Raw genomic sequence first — 20,038 nt, 5'->3', positions numbered from 1 at the left:
CTGACCGATGATCCCGCACGCTGCCAACGTCGCCTCGCCGTTCCCCGAACAAGCGCTGCCGCCATGGCGGCGTGCGGTGCTGAAGGTCGGCAGCAGCCTGCTGGCAGCCGATGGCGGCGGCCTGTCACCACGCCACGCGCTGGGCCTGGCGCAGTTCGTCTCGGCCAATGTCCTGGCCGGGCGCGAGGTGGTGATCGTGTCTTCCGGCGCGGTCGCTGCCGGGCGCGCGATCCTGCCGCGGGCCGATGAGCCTGGCGCGGCGATGGCGGCGCGGCAGGCGCTGGCTGCGCTCGGCCAGGCCCAGCTGATCGGGCTCTGGCAGCGCTTCTTCGAGCGCCCGGTGGCGCAGGTGCTGCTGACCCATGACGACCTGCGCAACCGCCGCCGCTACCTCAACGCCCGCGCCACGCTCAACGAACTGCTGCGGCTGGGAGCATTGCCGGTGGTCAACGAGAACGACACCGTGTCGGTGGACGAGCTCAAGCTTGGCGACAACGACAACCTGGCGGCGACGGTGGCGGCGCTGGTCGATGCCGATGCGCTGTTCATCGCCACCGATATCGATGGCCTGTACAGCGCCGACCCGCGCACCGTGGCCGACGCGCGGCCGCTGCACGACGTGCCGGAACTGAGTGACGAGGTGCTGGCGATGGCCGGCGGCGCCGGCTCGCGCGCCGGTACCGGCGGCATGCGGACCAAGCTGGAAGCGGCAGCGAAGGCGGGTCGTCTCGGCATCGAAACCTATCTGTTCAATGGCCGCAGCGGTGACGTGGTACGCGCGCTGGCCCAGGACCGCCTGTTCGGTACCCGTATCCACGCCGCGCGCAGCCGTGAGGCGGCCCGCAAGCATTGGCTGCGTCACGCGCCGCTGGTCGAGGGTGCGATCGTGGTCGATGCCGGCGCGGCGCAGGCGATGCGCGAGAAGGGCGCCTCGCTGCTGCCCGGCGGCATCACCGGCGCGGAGGGCATGTTCCGCCGTGGCGACATGGTGCAGGTGTGCTGGAACGCGCCACAGGGCCGCGTCTGCGTGGCGCGCGGCGTCAGCCAGTACGCGGCCGATGATGTGCGCCGGATCGCCGGCCGCCATTCGCGCGACATCGAGGCCGTGCTGGGCTACAACTACGGTGGCAGTGTCGTCCATCGCGACGATCTGGTGCTGCCATGACCGGTTTGAAGGACTCCCCGATGAGCGAAATCGAAGCGCAGGCGCGTGCCTGCCGTGACGCGGCCCAGATCGTTGCCGGCCTCGACAGTGCGGCGCGCCGCACGCTGCTGCTGGCAATGGCCCAGGCACTGGAAGTGAATGCCGGGCTGATCCTGGCCGGTAATGCGCGCGACCTTGCCGCTGCGCGCGAGAAAGGCATTGGCAGTGCCATGCTCGACCGCCTGGCGCTGGACCCGGCACGCCTGTTCGCGATGGCCGAAGCCGTGCGTGAGGTCGCCGCGCTGCCCGATCCCGTCGGCCAGATCACCCGCGACGATGTGCGTCCAAACGGCATCCGCGTGCAGAAGGTGCGCGTGCCGCTGGGCGTGATCGCGATGATCTACGAGGCGCGCCCGAACGTGACCGCCGAAGCGGCTGCGCTGTGCCTGAAGGCCGGCAATGGCGTGATCCTGCGCGGTGGTTCCGAAGCGGTCCACTCCAACACCGCCATCGCCCAGGCGCTGGCCGTCGCCCTGCAGGCCAATGGCGTACCGGCGGCGGCAGTGACCGTGCTGACCGACCTGCGCCGCGAAGCAATGCTGGAGCTGCTGCAGCTGCATGAACTGATCGATCTGGCGATTCCGCGCGGCGGCGAAGGCCTGATCCGCTTCGTTTCCGAGCATGCGCGGGTGCCGGTGATCAAGCACTACAAGGGTGTCTGCCACCTGTTCGTGGATGCCAGCGCCGACCTCGGCAAAGCCATCGACCTTCTGGTGGACGGCAAGTGCAGCCGTCCGTCGGCCTGCAACTCGCTGGAAACCCTGCTGGTGCATCGTGATGTGGCCGAAGCCTTCCTGCCGCGCGTGGCGCAGGCGCTCGGTGAGCGTGGCGTGGAGCTGCGCGCCGACACGAACGCGCAGCCGCTGCTGCCGGGCAGCACCGCCGCCAGCGAAGACGACTACGCTGCCGAGTTCCTCGACCTGGTGCTGGCCGTGCGGGTGGTCGACGACCTCGATGCGGCCATCGCGCATATCCGTGCCTATACCTCCGACCATACCGAAGTGATCGTCACCGAAGACGCCGGCCATGCCGAGCGCTTCGTCAACGCACTGCGCTCGGCGGTGGTGATGGTCAATGCCTCGTCGCGCTTCTCCGACGGTGGACAGCTGGGCCTGGGCAGCGAGATCGGCATTTCCACCACGCGCCTGCATGCGTACGGCCCAATGGGCCTGGAAGCACTCACCGTCGAACGATTCGTCGTGCGCGGTGAAGGGCAGACGCGCAAGTAGATCCACGCGATGCGCGGATGCCCTTCGCGGTAGACCCCGGTGCCGACCAAGGTCGGCGCCCACCAGGCCCAAGCGCCGACCAGGGTCGGCAGCTACCCAAGCAAGCGCCGACCCGGGTCGGCGACTACCGGGGCGTCACACCACCTCGCGGCGGATACCGATCGGCCGCGCGTGATCGTCCATGTGCAGCGTGGCGGCCTTGCAGCCCAGCAGGCGCTCGGCAAGGCCGGTGCTGGCACCCAGATCGGCCGCGACTTCATTGAGGCTGGCCAGCGGTCGCGGCAGGCGTCGCTCGTGGCCACGGAAGCGCGCGCGGTTGTACTCGGCCCAGCCGATCAGCAGCACGCTGGCACACAGCAGCATCAGCGGCAGTGCCACCAGCACATAGGGGTCGAACTGGCTTTGCCGTTCGTACAGCTGCTGCCAGGCCAGCTGGCCGCCGATCAGCCACGAGAACAGGGTCACCAACGGTGCCCACAGGTAGAAGTAGAACCCCCAGAACGCGAGGGTGACGAAGCCCCAGGCGGTGCGCTGGAAGCGTGGTTGGCGATGCGGCTTGCGGATCATCCGCGAGTCGAAGCGGTTGGACGGGCGTTGTGCGTTCATCGGATCCCCCGATCGGGACTGGTCCAGGTGGCGCGCTTGCTGCGACGGCGCAGCAGGGTCTTCGGCAACGCCACCAGGGTGGTGGAAAGACTGATCAGCCAGTACGCCATCGGGTACCAGATGACCCAGAAGTAGTTGCGTCCAATCTGTGTTTCGTAACGACGGTCGATGATCAGGCTGCTGGCGAACTGCATCAGGCAGACCAGGGCCAGGATCACGCCATGCCATTGCGGCAGCAGGCTGGCGATGTACAGCTGCGGCGGCATGTCGATGAGCTTGCCCAGCACCCACAGCACCACGATGAACAACATGGTGTAGGCCCAGATCACGCTCAGCACGTACTCCAGCAGTACGCCCCACATGCGCCGTTCCTTCCAGTGCAGCAGTGAACGCGCATGCCGCAGCATCACTTCCACGCCACCCTGCGCCCAGCGCAGCCGTTGCCGCCACAGACCCTTCAGCGTTTCCGGCATCAGGATGAAGCACAGCGCGTTGGGTTCGTAGCGGATGTCCCAATGCGCACGCTGCAGGCGCCAGCTGATGTCGATGTCTTCGGTCACCATGTCGTCCGACCACCAGCCGACCTGGTGCAGGGCGGTGCGGCGAAAGCCGGCGATCACTCCGGAGATGGTGAAGATGCGCCCGTACACGCGCTGCGCGCGCTTGATCATGCCGATGATCGAGGAGAATTCGGCCACCTGCAGGCGTCCAAGCAGGGTGGAACGGTTGCGGATGCGCGGGTTGCCGGTGACCGCACCGACGCGGTTGCCGCTGACCAGGTGCCAGACCATCCAGTGCAGGGCGTGTTCCTCCAGCATGGCATCGCCATCGATGCACACCAGGTACTCCGAGCGGGCCGCCAGCGCACCCATGCGCAGCGCGTTGGCCTTGCCGAGGTTGCGGTCCAGGTGCAGCACGCGCAGCCGCGGATGCTTCGCCGCCAGCACGTCGAGCCGGGCGCCGGTGTCATCACTGCTGCCATCGTCGATGGCGATCACCTCGTAGTCGGCCGGATAGCGCTGTGCCAGCGCCGCGCCGAGTGTGTCGTCGAGGTTCGCGGACTCGTTGTGGCAGGGAATCAACAGGCTCGCGAACGGTGGATCGACCATCAGCGGCGGGTCGTTGCGTGGGCGCGAATGGCGTTCGCGCCGGAAGTAGTAATACAGGCCGCCCGACATCCAGAAGAACGCCATCACCATCGGGTAGTAGAAGGCGAACTGGAACAGGACCTGCAGCAGCGGGTGCATGTCCATGTCACTTCTCCGGGTACGGGAAGTTGCCGGCGGACATCGCCGCGCGGGCATCATGGGTGGAAGGCTGGCTGGCGATGAAGTCGTCCGGGTACCAGGCGAAGTGGTGCACGCCCTGCGCCTGCAGCTGGCGGATCTGCGCGCGCAGCCGCTCGGCGGGAATCGGTTGCCCGCTGCGCCAATCGACGGTCTGCAGTTCGAACAGGGTGTGCTGCAACTGGGGATCGTGCGCACGCACCGCGGCCAGCAGCTGGTCGAGCCAGCGTTCCGGATGCCTGCTGCCTTCCATCCACGGCATCGCCATCAGTGCGGTCTGGTCGTAGGCCTTGTTGAACAGGTCCAGGCGCTGCGCGAACCAGGCTTCGCTCTGCGGACGCAGTACCGGCTCCGCGTACAGGTTGCGCACCGTGGCCAGCTTCGGCCGCCAACGCTGCGCACTGTCGCGCAGGGCCAGGGTGAAGTCGATCAGCGCCCGGGTGCGAGCGCTGCCATCGTCGCCGGCCGCCAGCGTCGGCAGTTCTGTGTCGCGCATGTAGCCATCATCATGGAAGAGCAGGCCTTCGAAGTACGAGTTGACGGCCAGATCCTCGTAGATGTCGAGCATGATCTGGCGTGCCTTCGGATTGGTGAAGTCCAGCCGGTACATGCCGTCGGCATCGCCGTTGTGGATCGCCAGTGCCTTGCGCTGCACGGGGTCGGGCAGCTCGAAGCCGAGCACCGGCAGCCATGCGTAGACCTTCACCCCCGCGCGCGACTTCAGCTGCCAGGCGACCCGGCTGAACAGGTCCGCGCGCATCGGCATGTGCCGGTTGGGGAAGTACAGTGCATCGGCGGTGTTGTTGCCGTCCGGATCGGCGAACGCCTGCAGGTAGACGTGGGTGGGCGAGATGCGTTTGACCCGCTCGATCAGCGCATCGAGGTTGCGCCCCTGCTGCGCCGGGTCCGGGTCGTACACATCATCCAGGTCGACCTGCAACGCGCGGATGCCGTCGAGCGCAACGTCGCGCCGCAGCTCGTAGGCCAGGCCCTCCACGGTCGGGTTGTCGCTGACCAGGAAGCGCGCCAGCCCATGCAGGTCGCTGGCCACTGGCGTGCTGCGGCCTTCCAGATCGAAGGACACCGGCATGCCCAGCTGTTCGGCGATGTCGTTGCTCAACTGGTTGTAGGCCGCGTACGGCCAGACGATGGCGCGCGGGCGCACGCCCAGATGCTGCTGGATGCGCTGCACGCTGCGGCCGAGATCGGCGCGCAGGCGCTGCTCGTACTGCGCCTCGCTCTCGTAGCTGCGCGTGGCCGGCCGGTAGATGCGGGTGACCACCGCTGGCGTCGAATTGCCCTGCGGATTGGCAAGCACTCCGTGGTGCAGGTCGTCTGTATGGCTGGCCACTTCGATCAGGCCGCTGTCGTGCATCTGCTTCAGCTGCGCCCAGGTAACGAAGTCATCGTGGCCGAACGGCCGGTAGCCATAGTCGATCGTGCGCCCGGGCGCCATGTCCACGTAATCGGTGATCACTGCCACCAGCGCCGGGTAGCGGTACGCCTGCAGCAGCGGGAACGCCTTGTCGTAGACGCTGCGCAGGCCATCATCGAAGGTCAGCAGTACCGGTTTCGGTGGCAGCGTGGCGCGTCCCTGGGAGGCGTCGATCACCTGCGACAGCGACACCGGGTGGTAGCCGTGTGCCCCCAGCCAATCCAGGTGCGCGGCGAAGTTCTGCGTGCTCACCGCGTAGGTGTCGGCGTCTCCCTTGGCCGCGACCCGGTCGCGGATGTCGTGGTAGCTGAGGATCAGCAGGCCGTTGTCAGTGGCATCGAGATGCAGGGCCTGCTGCGCGAATGCCGGCGGCGTGGCGGCCAGCAGCAGGAGCACGATCAGTCGCAGGATGCGGGCCATGTCACTCTCCCCAGCGCAGTGCGGCTTCGAAGCCGATATGACGCTCGCGGTGGCCGTCGTAGACCGGCCGCGACCAGCGCACGCCGTACTCGAACACGCGGCCCTGGCCCAGCTGCCATTCGTGCATGTAGGACACCGAAGGGACCAGAGCGCTGCCGAAGCCATCCTGCCAGTAGTCACCCAGCGAGACCGTCAGGCGGTGCCGGAAGTGGCGCTCGTAGTGCCGCCACAGCTGCTGGTCGATGCGCAGCCCGATCTCGACCATGCGGTCGCGCTTCGGGTTGAAGTAGGGCGCGTCGTCGCGGCTGCCCCGGCTGGTGTAGGCACTGGCCAGGCCGTCGATCAACCAGCGCGGGCGGGTCAGCAGGCGCTGTTCGATGCTGGTGCTGAACAGCTCGCGGTGGTTGCCGTCGTCGTAGCGGAAGCGGCTGGCGCCGAACATCCAGTGGGTCAGCTCGCTGCGCCGGTAGTCGACCTGCGCGCTCACGCTGTCAGCGGTGATGCCCGCCACGCGCGCCTGCATCGAGGCTTCCGGGTCATTGCGTGCGGCCACCAGCCCGGCATGCCAGTAATCGTTGAACTGCCAACCCACGCCGATGCGCAGGCCGGTATCGCCAATGTGGTCGTTGGCGCGCAGTACCGCCGCTTCCGCATCCAGCTGGCCAAAGCGGTAGCGTACGCCCGCGCCCAGCCACAGCGGGTCGATGCGCTGGTCCTGGAAGTCGACCGAGCGCCTGTCGGCGAAGGCGAACAACCGCCAGCGGTCGTCGAGCACCGGTGTCTGCACTTCCATGCCGTAGTGACGGTCGTTGTTGCCCAGCGGCGAGGTGCCGCCACCGCCGGAGCTGCGACCAATGTCGGTCCATGCCTTCAGCTGCCAACCGCGATGCGCGCGCCAGGCCTGGTCCATGCGTTCGACGGCGGGTTGGGTCGGGTAGCGTGCGACAAGATCGTCGTGCAGTGGCCTTGCCAGGTCATCGCGCTGCAGGGCGACGTAGGCCTCCTCCATGCCCAGCCGCGGCTCGATGTCGCGAGGGTCCAGCGCATGTGCCATCTGCTGGCGCTGCAGTGCCATGCGTGGCCATCCGCGCATCATGTACACGCTGCCCAGCGCGCTCTGCAGGCCGCCGTTGCCCGGTGCGATGTCGACCATCGATTCCAGGTCGTGCTGTGCGGTGCGCAGGTCGCCGCTGTAGGCGCGTACCATCGCCAGATTCAGGTCGGCCTCGTAACGTGACCAGTTCGCGTACGGTGACTTGCCGTTGCTCCAGCGCCACGCCGGCTCCTTGTCACGCCAGGCCTGCAGCAGGTCGATCGCCTTTTCCTGCTGCTCGCTCTCCAGGTAGGCATAGGCCAGTTCCGAATGCGAGGCATCGCGTGCCGGGTCGCCGGCCACTGCCGCCTGCAGCACCGGTATGGCTTCTTCCGGATGCAGGGTGCCCATCAGCGAATCGCCGACCGCAGGCAGCACATAGTCGGGCAGGGCATGGCCTTCGGCCTGCAGTGCGCGGGCTTCCTCGCGCACCTGCGCATGGCGGCCCAGCCGGTTGAGCAGGATCAGCCGGTCCATGCGGACGCGAAGCGGCGCCTGCGCGGGCGGGGTGCCTTCGCTGCCCAGGTAGCGCTGCATGCGCGCCAGGGTCGATTCGGCTTCTTCCAGGCGGCTGTCTTCGCTGCTGCTGTAGGCCAGGCTCCAGACCACCAGCTTGGCCAGGTAGTCGCCTTCGATGCGTTGCTTCTGTGCAGCGTCGAACAGCTGCGGGCGCTGCTGGTACAGCTCCCAAGCGCGCCAGGCGTTGCCGATGTCGCCCAGGGTCAGTACGCGCAGCTTGAACAGCAGGTCGTCGTTGGGTTGCTCTTGGCTGGCGCGCTCGATCGCGCCGAGGGCATCCAGCCAGCGGGCCTGGTCGCGGTAGCGGCCGATCTCGGCCAGGGCCGCCTCGCGGTCAGGCGGGGCAGCGCTGCTGGCCCAGGCCAGGGCGGTACAGGCAAGGCCGACGCAGAGCGCCAGCCGGCGGTGGACAACCATTGGGGACCCCCTTGGCTTCCGAACCAGACAACCTGAGAAATGTGACGCACATCACATGCCAGCTTTTGGCGTGGCCGTGGCCCGCGTCACTCCCTTCGTGCATTCCCGTCCAGCAAGGACGGATACAAACCCGGACAGCGACCTGCAATGTCTTGTCTGAAACGAGAGTCCCCCGCACACCGAATGGCGGCCTGGGCGGCGCTGCCGCCCCCATGCCCGATGCCGGCACGCGGCAAGGATGGGCATTCGTGGGCACTATCCGCCCGGAATTGTCAGCCCGGTGTCAAAATGCGCAGACGGGCTGACGAGCGGTAGGTAGGGCCGGTTGCGAGGCCCTGCGCGGCTTACCAGAGGTCTTCCAGCTTGCGCGGCTTGCAGGCCACCCAGGAGGCGCACAGCATCAGGGTGGCGCAGCCGAACAGGAAGCTGAACGGGAGCGTCCAGCCGTTGCTGACCGTATGCAGCCAGCCGACCAGGAACGGCCCCAGACAGCTGAAGCTGTAACCCACGCCCTGCATGAAGCCGGACAGTGCCGCCGAGCCGGTGGGGGTGCGCGTGCGCAGGTTGATCAGGGTCAGCGCCAGCGGGAAGGTGGATGGACCGACGCCGAGCAGGCACGCCCACAGCAGGGGGGCCTTCATCGGTGCCAGCAGCAGGCCGGTGAAGGCGATCACGAACGAGAAGAAGCCGATCAGCACCAGCGGGAACGGGTTCTGCATGCGAACTGCCATGGATGGAATGACCAGCGACGGCAGCAGCCCGAGCGCCGAGAACACCGCCACCATCACGCCACCAAAGGCCGGTGTGCCGCCGGCCTCGACCACGATGCGTGGCAGCCAGGTGAACATCGAATAGGTCATCAGCGAAGTCATGCCGAACATCAGCGTCATGCTCCAGCCCAGTGAGGTGCGCCAGACTTTCCCATGCGGCTGTGCGGCCGGGTCGGTGGCATCTGCCTGCGGCTTCGGTGCGCGCCTGGCCAGAACCAGCCACGGCAATGCTGCGGCCAGTGCCAGCAGTGCCCACATGCCCAGCGACACGCGCCAGCCAGCGGCGTTGGCCATCGGCACCGCGAGCAATGCGGGCAGCATGGTGCCCAGCTGCAGCACGCTGATGTAGAGCGTGCTCATGGTGCCGACCTTGTTGGCGAAATAGCGCTTCACCAGCGGCGGCACCACCACGTTGCCGATGCCCATGCCGGCCAGTGCCAGCACCGAACCCAACAGCAGCGTACCGACGTTGCCGGCGCTGGAACGCAGCAGCAGGCCGGCCATCGCCATCACCATCGCCAGCAGCGTGGTGCGCTCCAGGCCCAGGCGCCGCGCCAGCGCCGGCGTGGCCACGCCGAACAGCGCGAACGATGCGGTCGGCAGCATGCCCAGCACGCCGGTCATGGTGGTGCCGAAGCCGAACTGCTGGCCGAGCACGTCCAGCAGCGGGGTGATCGAGGTGACCGCAGTGCGCAGGTTGACCGCTGCCAGCAGGATCGCGGCAAACGCGAGGACACGACCGTGCAGCAGCGACGGCGAATCGGAAGTGGAGGAACTCATCGGTGGTCCTTGCAGGTGTCGCACGCCGGTGCAATGGCATGCAGCGCCGGCATCGGTCTACGCCGAAGCGGCAGGTGGGGGTGGGGGCTGCTGGCGGGCCGGCAGCGCGGCCATTGTACGTGCGGGCTCCGGCAAGGTCCCGTCATGCGGGCGGCCAGGTGCCCTGATACAAAAAAACCCGGAGGACAGTGATGTCTTCCAGGCTTCTTGGTGACCACCGAAGTGGTCGGGGAGACAGGATTCGAACCTGCGGCCTCTACGTCCCGAACGTAGCGCTCTACCAGACTGAGCTACACCCCGAAGGGAGCCGCCTATTCTAGCGATTCACCCCGATGGCGGCAAGGGGTGAATGCTGTTTTCTTCACACTGCCGAAGCAGTGCCACTTCAGGGAACAAAAAAGCCTGGACGACTTCACCAGGCTTCAATGCGACCACGTGAGTGGTCGGGGAGACAGGATTCGAACCTGCGACCTCTACGTCCCGAACGTAGCGCTCTACCAGACTGAGCTACACCCCGAAGGAGCCGCCTAAGATACCGTGTGAAGGCCAAGGCGGCAAGGCTTTTTTACAGCTCAGCGACGATTTTCCTTCTCGATGCGGTTCTGCTCGCGGGCTTCGAACCACATGCCGTTGAGGATGGCCACCGTCGAGGCGAGGCCGGCACCGAGAATCCAGGCGAAATACCACATGATCAGTCTCCTTCATTCCGGGTAGGTGCCGACCGTTGGTCGGCACACGTGCAAGCAATCAATACGCGTTCGGGTTGTTGCCCATCTCTTCGGTGGTGGTCTTGCCCTTCAGCACGCGGTACACCCAGGTGGTGTAGGCGAGGATGATCGGCAGGAACACCGCCGTGGCCAGCAGCATGATCCACAGGGTCAGGTGGCTGGACGAGGCGTCCCACACGGTCAGGCTGGAGGTGGGCTGGCTCGAGGACGGCAGCAGGAACGGGAAGATCGCAAAGCCGACGGTCAGGATGATGCCGGCGATGGCTGCCCCGGAGGCGATGAAGGCCAGGCCGCCGCGACGGGCCCGCAGCAGTACCGCACTGGCCAGCAGGCCGGCCAGGCCCAGCAGCGGCGCCAGGATCGTGGCCGGCATGGCGCTGTAGTTGCGCATCCAGCCACCGGCGGCGCCGAGTTCGGCGGTCTTCAGCAGCGGATTGGTGGCGCCGTCGGTGACCACCTGCGAGGTGACCTGGTAACCCGGCAGGCCGAAGGCCACCCAGGCACCGCCCACCGCGAACAGCACGAAGGCGATGATCGCGGCGATGCTGCCGAAACGGGCCGCACGTTCGGCCACCGGGCCGTCGGTCTTCAGCACCAGCATGGCGGCACCGTGGGCGACCAGCATCGACACGCTGAGCAGGCCGGCCAGCAGCGCGAAGGGCATCAGCAGGCCGAAGAACGAGCCGGTGTAGAAGATGCGCATGCTGTCATCGAAGTGGAACGGCACGCCCAGCACCACGTTGCCCACCGCCACGCCCATGATCAGCGCCGGGATGAAGCCACCGATGAACAGCGCCCAGTCCCAGGTGTTGCGCCAGCGCTCGCTGGGCATCTTGCTGCGGAACTTGAAGCCGACCGGTCGCAGGATCAGCGCGAACAGGATCACGAACATCGCCAGGTAGAACCCGGAGAAGCTGACCGCGTAGAGCGGCGGCCATGCGGCGAAGATCGCGCCGCCGCCCAGGATCAGCCACACCTGGTTGCCTTCCCATACCGGACCGATGGTATTGATCACCAGCCGGCGCTCAGCGTCGTTGCGGGCGACGAAGGGCAGCAGGGTGCCCACGCCCAGGTCGAAACCATCCATCACGGCGAAACCGATCAGCAGGATGCCGAGCAGCAGCCACCAGATCACGCGCAGCGTGGTGTAGTCCAGAAGAATGAAATCCATCTTGGTTCTCCTGCCTCAGGCCTGGCCGGCGGCCGGCGCCGAGGCATTGTGGGAAGCATGCGGCTGGGGCGACTGCAGTGACGGCAGCACCTCGTCCGGACCCTTGCGGATCGCCTTGAGCATCAGCTTGATCTCGACCACGATCAGCGCGGTGTAGATGGCAGTGAAGCCGGCCAGGGTCAGCACGATTTCATGCAGGGCCAGCCCCGATGCTGCATAGAAGGTCGGCAGCACGCCATCGACCGCCCACGGCTGGCGACCATACTCGGCCACGAACCAGCCGCACTCGATCGCGATCCACGGTGCCGGCAGCGTCCACAGGGCCAGCTTGAGGAACCAGCGCTTGTCCTGGAAATTGTTGCGGCAGGAGTAGTAGAAGGCCAGGGCGAAGAAAGCGATGAGGTAGAAGCCGAGGCCGGCCATCACGCGGAAGGTCCAGAACAACGGCATCACGCGCGGCACCGTGTCCATCGCCGCCTGCGAGATTTCCTGCGGGGTGGCGTTGAGGATGTCATCACGATAGCGCTTGAGCAGCAGGCCGTGGCCCAGGTCCTGCCAGTGACGGTCGAACATCTCGCGCGCTTCAACGTCGTTCTTGTTGGCGCGCAGGCGTTCCAATGCACCGTAGGCCAGCTGGCCGCCACGCACGCGGTGTTCGGCGCGCTCGACCAGTTCCAGGATGCCGGGAATCGGCTGGTTCAACGAGCGGGTGGCGATCAGGCCCATCAGGTAGGGGATCTTCACCGCGTAGTCGTTCTGGTGGGTCTCCTGGTTCGGGATGCCGAAGGCGGTGAAGTCGGCCGGCGCACGCTCGGTCTCCCACATCGCTTCGATCGCGGCCAGCTTCATCTTCTGGTGTTCGCTGGCGGCGTAACCGCTCTCGTCACCCAGCACGACCACCGACAGCGATGACAGCAGGCCGAACGCCGCGGCCACCGCAAACGAACGACGGGCCAGGTCCTTGTGCTTGTTGCGCAGCAGGAACAGCGCGCTGATCGCCATCACGAACACCGCACCGGTCACGTAGCCGGCGCTGACGGTGTGCACGAACTTGGCCTGCGCCACCGGGTTGAACACCACCGCCATGAAGTCGACCACTTCCATGCGCATGGTTTCCGGGTTGAACACCGCACCGGTCGGGTTCTGCATCCAGCCATTGGCCACCAGGATCCAGATCGCCGACAGGTTGGTCCCCAGCGCCATCAGCCAGGTCACCATCAGGTGCTTGACCTTGCTCAGGCGGTTCCAGCCGAAGAAGAACAGGCCGACGAAGGTCGCTTCCAGGAAGAACGCCATCAGGCCTTCGATGGCCAGTGGCGCACCGAAGATGTCACCCACGTAGTGGCTGTAGTAGGACCAGTTCATGCCGAACTGGAATTCCATGACGATGCCGGTGGCAACGCCCATGGCGAAGTTGATGCCGAACAGGACGCCCCAGAACAGGGTCATCCTGCGCCAGATCTCCTTGCCGGTCATCACATACACGCTCTCCATGATGGCCACCATGAAGGACAGGCCGAGGGTGAGCGGTACGAATAGGAAGTGGTACATCGCGGTCAGCGCGAATTGCAGCCGCGACAGTTCTACGACTGTCTGATCAATCATGGCCTGGCTACCTCGTTGGATAGTGCCGTTGCAGGTGGCGGGAAGGGTGGTCTACGACGTGAATGATGTGACCGACTACTTCAAACAGCCTTGATCCAGATCAATGTATGAACAGGTGCCCCGGTTGATCGTATGCCAACCTGATGAAGACTGCGACCGCCGGCCGCAGGGGCGGGCTATTGCCTGCGCCTACAATGCCGTGTCTCCCCCGTTGCCCGTGAAGACCTCTTGAGCGCTGCCGAAACGACCCCTGATGGCCTGTCCCCGGAAGCTGAAACCGCCCGCCAGCGGCGTGTGCGCACGGCCTGGCTGGCCGACCTGGCACGCTCCGCCCGGGGCCGCCAGCGCCTGGCCGCGCTGTGCATCAGCCTGTCCGGCGCACTGTTGATCGGCCAGGCTGCCGCCATCGCCTGGCTGGTGCAGCAGGTGCTGGTGGAGCGCGTGCCGCTGGCCTCTGGCCTGCCGGTGCTGGCGGGATTGGCGGTGATCCTGGTGCTGCGCACCCTGCTGGGCAGCGCCACCCAGGCCGCCGCCGGTGACGTGGCCGACGCCGCACGCCTGGCATTGCGCGAACGCGTGTTCGCACGCCTGCTGGGCCACGGCCCACTGTGGCTGCGGCAGCGCCGCACCGGCGAACTGGGCGAACTGATGCTGCATCACGGTGATGCGATCGAGAGCTATTACAGCGGCTTCCTGCCGGTGCGCACTGAAGTGGTGGTGGTGCCGCTGCTGATCCTGGCCGCGGTGGCCTGGGTGGACTGGGTGGTGGCGCTGATCCTGCTGTTCACCGCGCCACTGGTGCCGTTCTTCATGATGCTGGTGGGCTGGGGCGCCGAAGCGGCCGGCCGTGCGCAGCTGGGTGAGCTGGCACGCATGAGCGGCCATTTCGCCGACCGGATCAAGGGCCTGGGCCTGCTACGCCTGTATGGCCGCGGTGACGCCGAGCTGGAGGGTATCGAGGCCGCCGCTGAAGGCGTGCGCGTGCGCACGCTGAAGGTGCTGCGGATTGCCTTCCTGTCGTCCACGGTGCTGGAATTCTTCGCCTCGGTGAGCGTGGCGATGGTGGCGCTGTACCTGGGCCTGAGCTATCTGGGCATGATGTCGCTGCATGCAGCGGTGCCGACGCTGGGTGCGGGGCTGTTCTGCCTGCTGCTGGCACCGGAATTCTATGCGCCGCTGCGACGGCTGGCCGCGCACTACCATGATCGCGCCAATGCACTGGCCGCCGCCGCCGAAGTGGAGCGCCTGCTGCAGTCGCTGCCCGATGAGCAGGGCCTGGTCGAGAACGAGGTTGCACCGCTGGCGGTGGAGCCGGCCGAGGCCGCGTTGCCGCCGCTGCAGGCACAAGGGCTGGTGCTGCGCCCGCTGGGCGCGCCGCAGGATGTGCTGCAGGATCTGGACCTGCGGCTGGAGCCGGGCCAGCGCCTGGCCCTGGTTGGTCCCAGCGGCTCCGGTAAAAGCACCCTGCTGGAAGCGCTGGCCGGCTGGCTGCCGCCGCGCGCCGGCAAGCTGCAGCTGCGGCCTGGCGTGCAGGTGGCTTATGCCAGCCAGCGCCCCTACCTGTTCCACGGCAGCATCGCCGACAACCTGCGGCTGGCTGATCCCGGTGCCAGCGATGCGCGGCTGCGCGCGGTGGCCGAGGCCGCGCAGGTGCTGCAGTTCGCACAGCGCCTGCCACAGGGCCTGGACACGGTGATCGGCGAACGTGGCTTCGGCCTGTCCGGCGGCGAAGCCCGTCGTATCGGCCTGGCCCGGTTGTTGCTGCGCGACCCGCAGGTCCTGTTGCTGGACGAACCCACCGCGTTTCTCGACGCCGATACCGAGGCCGCACTGCTGCGCAGCCTGGCTGCCTATGCGCGGGGTCGCAGTGTGGTGGTCGCCACCCACAGCCCGGCGGTGATCGCCTGGGCCGACCGCTGCCTGCTGCTGCCGGAAGGGCGCCTGGTCGAACCGGCACAGGCGGTGCGCGCATGAGCCGTTCGCCTGATTCGCTGCGCGCGGTGTTTCTGCGCCATCGGCCGCGCCTGCTGCTGACCGTGCTGCTGCTGTGGACCACCATGCTGGCCGGCACCGCATTGCTCGGCCTGTCCGGTGGCTTTCTCACCGCCGCCGCGTTGGCTGGTGCGGCCGGCCTCGGCCAAGGCTTCAACTTCTTCTCACCGTCCGCGGGCATACGCGGGCTGACGATGGCGCGCATCGTGTCGCGCTATTTCGAGAAGCTGGTCGGCCACGACGCCACGCTGCGCATCGCCCGCGACCTGCGCGTGTGGTTCTTCCGCCGCGCGTTGCCGCTGGCACCCGCACGGTTGGGGGCTACGCGCACCGGCGACCTTCTGGCGCGCCTGCTCGGCGACATCGGTGAAGTGGACGGCCTGCTGGTGCGTGCGATCGGGCCGCTGCTGGCGTTGGGCGGATTGTCGCTGGTCGCGATCGTTTCGGCAGCACTGATCCTGCCGTCGGCTGCGGTGCTGCTGGCGGTGCTGGCGCTGCTGATCGCCTTCGGCGTGCCGTGGCTGGGCGTGCGTGGCCATGACGACGAAGAGGCCGACCGTGCCGCGCACCGTGCCGCATTGCGCACCGCGGCCTTTGAAGGGTTGGAAGGTGCGGGTGACCTGGCCGCGCTGCATGCCGATGCAGCGTGGCAGCTGAAGGTGCGCGTGGCAGCCAAGCAGCTGGCCTCGCGTGACCGCCGCCGCCGCTGGCGCCTGATCGCGGCCTCGACCCTGCACGGCCTGGTGGCGGGGCTGGGCCTGGTGGCGATGCTGGCGTTGGCCCTGCACGCGGCCGAGCAGCAGCGCATCGCACCGGAAATGGCCGCAGGTTTGGTGTTCCTCACCGTGGCGTTGGTCGAGCTGTGGGCCGGCATGGGCCTGGCCTGGCAGTCGCTGCAGTCCGGGCGCATTGCCGCCGATCGCCTGCAGGCGATCGTCGAGCAACCGCCGACGGTGGACGATCCGCAGGCGCCACAGGTGGTGCCGCCGGCTGCGCGCGTGCATTGGGATGACGTGCATTTCCAGTGGCCAGGCGGCGCGCGGCCGGTGTTGTCCGGCCTGCAGCTGACCCTGGCGCCAGGCGAACGCATCGCGATTCGCGGCGACAGCGGCAGTGGCAAGACCACGCTGTCGAGCCTGCTGCTGCGGCTGTGGGATCCGCAGCAGGGACGGCTGACCTACGGTGGCCGCGACCTGCGTGATTTCGCCCAGGCCGAATGGCACCGGCAACTGGCGTGGCTGCCGCAGAACGCGCCGGTGTTTGCCGGCAGCGTGGCCGAGAACCTGCGGTTGGGTGATCCCGATGCCAGCGACGCCGCCTTGTGGGCGGTGCTGCGCCGCGTGCGCCTGGGCGAATGGGCCGAGCGCAACGGCGGCCTGCAGGCCTGGGTGGGCGAGAACGGCGCGACGATGTCGGCCGGGCAGGCGCGGCGGTTGGCGTTGGCCCGTGCACTGCTGCGCAATGCGCCGATCCTGCTGCTGGACGAACCGACCGAAGGCCTCGACGTGGATACCGCACGCGCGCTGTTGCAGGACCTTTCCGGTTTGCTGGACGGGCGCAGCCTGTTGATGATCACCCACGACGACCTGCCCGAAGGCGTGGTCGATGCGCAGTACCGGTTGCGCGACGGGGCTCTGGTCCGCGAAGCGTGAACCGGTAGTGCCGGCCGCTGGCCGGCAACCTCATGGCGCCTGATACGGACACGGAATTGCCGGCCAGCGGCCGGCATTACCCATTCGAACGGTTACCGCGAGAACTCGCGCAGCATCACCGCGATCGAGGCCACGTTGGCCAGCACGCACAACCAGAACACCCACTGGAATGCGGCCTTGCGGTGCTTGTGTCGGAACAGCGCCTGGCCCAGCAGCGCGCCCGGCCAGCCACCGGCAAAGGCCAGCAGTTGCAGGGTGCGTTCGGGAATGCGCCATTGCTTTCGCTGCGCCGCGCGCTTGTCCTGGCCGTACAGCGCGAACGACACCGCGCTGGTCAGCATGCACCAGCCGCCCAGCCACAGCGGCAGCACACCGCTGACCATCAGCGCGATCAACGCGCCGAACGCGGCCAACGCGAGGTTACGCCGCCACGCCACTTACAGCGCGTCGAGGAAGCCGCGCACGGCGGGGCCGAAACGCTCGAAATCGACCAGGAAGGCGTCGTGACCCTGCGGTGACTCCAATCCGATGAAATGGGCGTCAGCGCCTCCGGCACGCAGGCCATCGGCGACCTGTTGCTGCTGCTGCACCGGGAACAGGATGTCGGTGTTGGCGCCGATGGCCAGCGCCTTCTCCACCCGGATCTTCGCCAGCCCGGCCAGCACATCGCCATCGGCATACTCGGCCAGGTCGAACCAGTCCATCGAGCGGCTCAGGTACAGATAGCAGTTGGGGTCGAAGAAACGCACGAAGCGCCGTGCGTGGCCTTCCAGGTAGCTTTCCACCTGGAATTCCAGACCGAACGGATCGTCGTCGGTCTGGTCCGAATCCAGCCGCACGCGGCCGAAGCGGCCATCCCATTCCAGTGCCGAGCGGTAGGTGATCACGCCCAGCTTGCGCGCCATGCGCATGCCGGACTCGGGATACGCGTCGTCGTCGTAGTGGCCACCATTCCAGCGTGGATCAAGGCGGATCGCTTCGCGCTGCAGCGAGCGGATCGCGATGGAGAACGGCAGCGCCTGCGCACTGCCGGAAATGTTGACGTGGCTGCGCGCGATGCCCGGGTGAAGCATCAGCACGGCCAGCGCGGTCATGCCGCCCATCGAATTGCCGACCACGCAGGCCAGCTGTTCGATGCCCAGGGCGCGCACGACTTCGATCGCGGCGCGCGCGCCGTCTTCGATCGACAGCTCGGGGAAGTCGAGACGATACGGTTGGCCGGTGGCCGGGTTGAGCGAGGCCGGACCGGTCGAGCCCTTGCAGCTGCCCAGCGAGTTCACGCAGACCACGAACCAGCGGTCGGTATCGATCGCCTTGCCGGGTCCGACCATGCCTTCCCACCAGCCCGCTGCCGGGTTGGCGTCGTTGGCTGCCGCATGTGCATCCGGCGAGAGGCCGGTCACGATCAGGATCGCGTTGCTGGCGTCGGCCGCCAGTGTTCCCCAGGTCTCATAGGCGACGCGCGCGCCGTGCAGGGCGCCGCCGCGCTTGAACGGGAAGGGCGAGGGCAGGGCGTGGAAGCGGGTGCCGGGCGGGATGAATTCGGTCATGCAGGCATTCTAGCGGGGCCGCATGTGGAGCTGGCGACACGCTGGTTTCCATCGGCGATGCAGGTAGTGCCGGCCGCTGGCCGGCAACCTCGCAGGCGCATCACGATTCATGAGGTTGCCGGCCAGCGGCCGGCACTACCGCGGCGCGTTACGGGAAGCGCAGCTCCACAACACCGTCGTGGGGCAGGCTCACCTTCACCGGCACGCTCTGCAGGTCATCTTCGCTGCGGTTGGCGCTGCCGGTGCGCGAGATGCGTGCCAGCACTTCCACTTCGCGATGGGCCGACAGCGGTGCGGTTGGCATCGGGCTGTCAGCGTCACCCAGCCCGACCGTGGCCGGGAATCCGGCCAAGGGCAGCTTGCGTGCGGCCACCGGCATCGGCGGTCCACCCACGGCGCGGGCCAGCACGAATACCTGGGTGCTGGCCGGCCACTCGGTGCCCTTCAACGCAGGCAACTGCACGCGCACCTGCAACAGCGCCGGTGGCGCCGCAACGGCTGCATCGGACGGCTGACCGGCGGCTTCACGGGCGATGGCGATCTGCGCCTGCAGCGCCTGCGCGGCGCCGGGCTCAAGCCGTGGCAGCAGGCCGCTCCACACATCTGCGGCCTCGGCATTCTTTCCGCGCTGGCGCAGGGCGATACCCAGCAGCCAGCTGGCACGCTCGGCATCGGGCGCCAGCGCACGCGCCTGCTGCAGCCAGGCCATCGCCGTGTCATCGAACTGCTTGCCGGCATCGGCCTGCGCACGTGCCTGCGCCGCCTCCACCAGCACGCCGGGGTCTTCCGGGGCGAGAGTGGCGGCCCGCGCGAACGCGTCCGCCGCGGCTGCGGCATTGCCCAGTTCGGCTTGCGACCGGCCCAGCAGCGCCCAGCCATCGGCCCGCTGTGGGTCACGCTTCAGTGCATCCTGCAGGGCCTGCACGCCATCGCGCAGGGTGGCTACCGAAGGCGTCGGTTGCACCTGTGCTGCACGCGGATCACCGACCAGCAGATACAGGCAGGCACCGGCCACGCCCAGTGCGAACACGCCGACCACGAAACCGCGGCGGCCAGAGTGGCGCAGCGGCCACAGCACCAGCGCTGCCATCAACGCAGCAACCAGACCGGCCAGCATCGGCAGCCAATGGCTCACCATCCGTCTCCTTCATCGGCCTTGCCGGCCGCTGCGGCGCCAACCGTACGGCCACGGCGGCGGACGATGCCCAGCACCACCAGAGCACCCGCACCGAGCATCAGCAGGGGACCGCCCCACAGCAGCCAGGTGCCCGGCTGCAACGGTGGCTGATAGAGCACGAACTCACCGTAGCGCGCGACCAGGAACTGCTTGATCTGCGCGTCGTCGTGGCCCTGCTGCATCAGCTGCAGCACCTCGCGGCGCAGGTCCTGCGCGATCTGCGCGTTGGAATCGGCCAGCGACTGGTTCTGGCACTGCACGCAGCGCAGCTGCGCGGCCAGGTCGTGGAAGCGGCGTTCTTCGGCGCCATCGCGGAACTGCAGCGGCTGCGGATCATGCAGCGGCTGCTGTGCCAGCGCGGCCAGCGGCAGCATCAGGAGCAGCAGCGCCAGCAGCCAGCGCAT

Annotated in this window: 16 protein-coding genes and 2 tRNA genes; 4 read left to right on the top strand and 14 right to left on the bottom strand. The window is 67.6% G+C overall.

Annotated elements, in window-relative coordinates; translation table 11 throughout:
* Positions 1-7: 7 nt before the first annotated feature.
* Positions 8-1,165, top strand: a complete 1,158-nt coding sequence (gene proB, locus AC5P67_RS04075; protein ID WP_282255541.1) for a glutamate 5-kinase — start codon at positions 8-10, stop codon at positions 1,163-1,165.
* Positions 1,162-2,433 (top strand): glutamate-5-semialdehyde dehydrogenase, encoded by a 1,272-nt coding sequence (locus AC5P67_RS04070; protein WP_005410360.1) that lies wholly within the window; start codon positions 1,162-1,164, stop codon positions 2,431-2,433. Before proB ends, AC5P67_RS04070 begins: the two co-directional genes overlap by 4 nt.
* A 135-nt stretch (positions 2,434-2,568) precedes the next feature.
* Here the strand turns inward: AC5P67_RS04070 and pgaD are convergent, their stop codons facing one another.
* The 10 genes from pgaD to AC5P67_RS04020 form a co-directional block, all read right to left on the bottom strand.
* Complete coding sequence (gene pgaD, locus AC5P67_RS04065) at positions 2,569-3,039, bottom strand: poly-beta-1,6-N-acetyl-D-glucosamine biosynthesis protein PgaD (protein WP_005410359.1); 471 nt, start codon at positions 3,037-3,039, stop codon at positions 2,569-2,571.
* On the bottom strand, positions 3,036-4,292 hold the full coding sequence (gene pgaC / locus AC5P67_RS04060; RefSeq protein ID WP_005414000.1) for a poly-beta-1,6-N-acetyl-D-glucosamine synthase: 1,257 nt from the start codon (positions 4,290-4,292) through the stop codon (positions 3,036-3,038). Before pgaC ends, pgaD begins: the two co-directional genes overlap by 4 nt.
* 1 nt (position 4,293) lies before the next feature.
* Positions 4,294-6,180 carry a poly-beta-1,6-N-acetyl-D-glucosamine N-deacetylase PgaB gene (gene pgaB, locus AC5P67_RS04055; protein WP_495214314.1) on the bottom strand — a complete coding sequence of 629 codons (1,887 nt, stop codon included), beginning with the start codon at positions 6,178-6,180 and terminating at the stop codon, positions 4,294-4,296.
* Position 6,181: 1 nt separating this feature from the next.
* Positions 6,182-8,209 carry a poly-beta-1,6 N-acetyl-D-glucosamine export porin PgaA gene (gene pgaA / locus AC5P67_RS04050; protein WP_099484814.1) on the bottom strand — a complete coding sequence of 676 codons (2,028 nt, stop codon included), beginning with the start codon at positions 8,207-8,209 and terminating at the stop codon, positions 6,182-6,184.
* A 344-nt stretch (positions 8,210-8,553) separates the two neighbouring features.
* The gene (locus AC5P67_RS04045) at positions 8,554-9,759 is read right to left on the bottom strand and encodes a CynX/NimT family MFS transporter (RefSeq protein ID WP_005413997.1); all 1,206 of its coding nucleotides are present in this window, start codon (positions 9,757-9,759) and stop codon (positions 8,554-8,556) included.
* Positions 9,760-9,982: 223 nt separating this feature from the next.
* Positions 9,983-10,059, bottom strand: a tRNA-Pro gene (locus AC5P67_RS04040).
* A 140-nt stretch (positions 10,060-10,199) separates the two neighbouring features.
* Positions 10,200-10,276 (bottom strand) — tRNA-Pro (locus AC5P67_RS04035).
* 55 nt (positions 10,277-10,331) lie between these two features.
* Complete coding sequence (cydX, locus tag AC5P67_RS04030) at positions 10,332-10,448, bottom strand: cytochrome bd-I oxidase subunit CydX (protein WP_005410354.1); 117 nt, start codon at positions 10,446-10,448, stop codon at positions 10,332-10,334.
* 58 nt (positions 10,449-10,506) lie between these two features.
* Complete coding sequence (cydB, locus tag AC5P67_RS04025) at positions 10,507-11,658, bottom strand: cytochrome d ubiquinol oxidase subunit II (protein ID WP_099484813.1); 1,152 nt, start codon at positions 11,656-11,658, stop codon at positions 10,507-10,509.
* Between the two features lie 15 nt (positions 11,659-11,673).
* Positions 11,674-13,263, bottom strand: a complete 1,590-nt coding sequence (locus AC5P67_RS04020; protein ID WP_005410352.1) for a cytochrome ubiquinol oxidase subunit I — start codon at positions 13,261-13,263, stop codon at positions 11,674-11,676.
* Between the two features lie 228 nt (positions 13,264-13,491).
* Between AC5P67_RS04020 and cydD the strand changes: the two genes are divergently transcribed.
* Together cydD and cydC are read left to right on the top strand one after the other, a co-directional pair.
* Positions 13,492-15,237, top strand: a complete 1,746-nt coding sequence (gene cydD, locus AC5P67_RS04015) for a thiol reductant ABC exporter subunit CydD (RefSeq protein WP_049397940.1) — start codon at positions 13,492-13,494, stop codon at positions 15,235-15,237.
* The gene (gene cydC, locus AC5P67_RS04010; protein WP_043035341.1) at positions 15,234-16,907 is read left to right on the top strand and encodes a thiol reductant ABC exporter subunit CydC; all 1,674 of its coding nucleotides are present in this window, start codon (positions 15,234-15,236) and stop codon (positions 16,905-16,907) included. Before cydD ends, cydC begins: the two co-directional genes overlap by 4 nt.
* Positions 16,908-16,999: 92 nt before the next feature.
* Here cydC and AC5P67_RS04005 read toward each other — a convergent pair whose 3' ends face one another.
* The 4 genes from AC5P67_RS04005 to AC5P67_RS03990 all read right to left on the bottom strand — a co-directional run bounded on the left by AC5P67_RS04005 (position 17,000) and on the right by AC5P67_RS03990 (position 20,038).
* Positions 17,000-17,344, bottom strand: a complete 345-nt coding sequence (locus AC5P67_RS04005; protein ID WP_043035340.1) for a DUF1294 domain-containing protein — start codon at positions 17,342-17,344, stop codon at positions 17,000-17,002.
* Complete coding sequence (gene metX, locus AC5P67_RS04000) at positions 17,345-18,457, bottom strand: homoserine O-acetyltransferase MetX (RefSeq protein WP_043035339.1); 1,113 nt, start codon at positions 18,455-18,457, stop codon at positions 17,345-17,347.
* A 148-nt stretch (positions 18,458-18,605) separates the two neighbouring features.
* Positions 18,606-19,595 carry a tetratricopeptide repeat protein gene (locus AC5P67_RS03995; protein WP_049459788.1) on the bottom strand — a complete coding sequence of 330 codons (990 nt, stop codon included), beginning with the start codon at positions 19,593-19,595 and terminating at the stop codon, positions 18,606-18,608.
* The gene (locus tag AC5P67_RS03990; RefSeq protein WP_005413991.1) at positions 19,589-20,038 is read right to left on the bottom strand and encodes a cytochrome c-type biogenesis protein; all 450 of its coding nucleotides are present in this window, start codon (positions 20,036-20,038) and stop codon (positions 19,589-19,591) included. Before AC5P67_RS03990 ends, AC5P67_RS03995 begins: the two co-directional genes overlap by 7 nt.

Source organism: Stenotrophomonas sp. YJH_SMC_21, from assembly GCF_059369555.1.
Note: the sequence above shows the minus strand (reverse complement) of the source record. Positions and strands in the feature narration are given on the sequence as shown.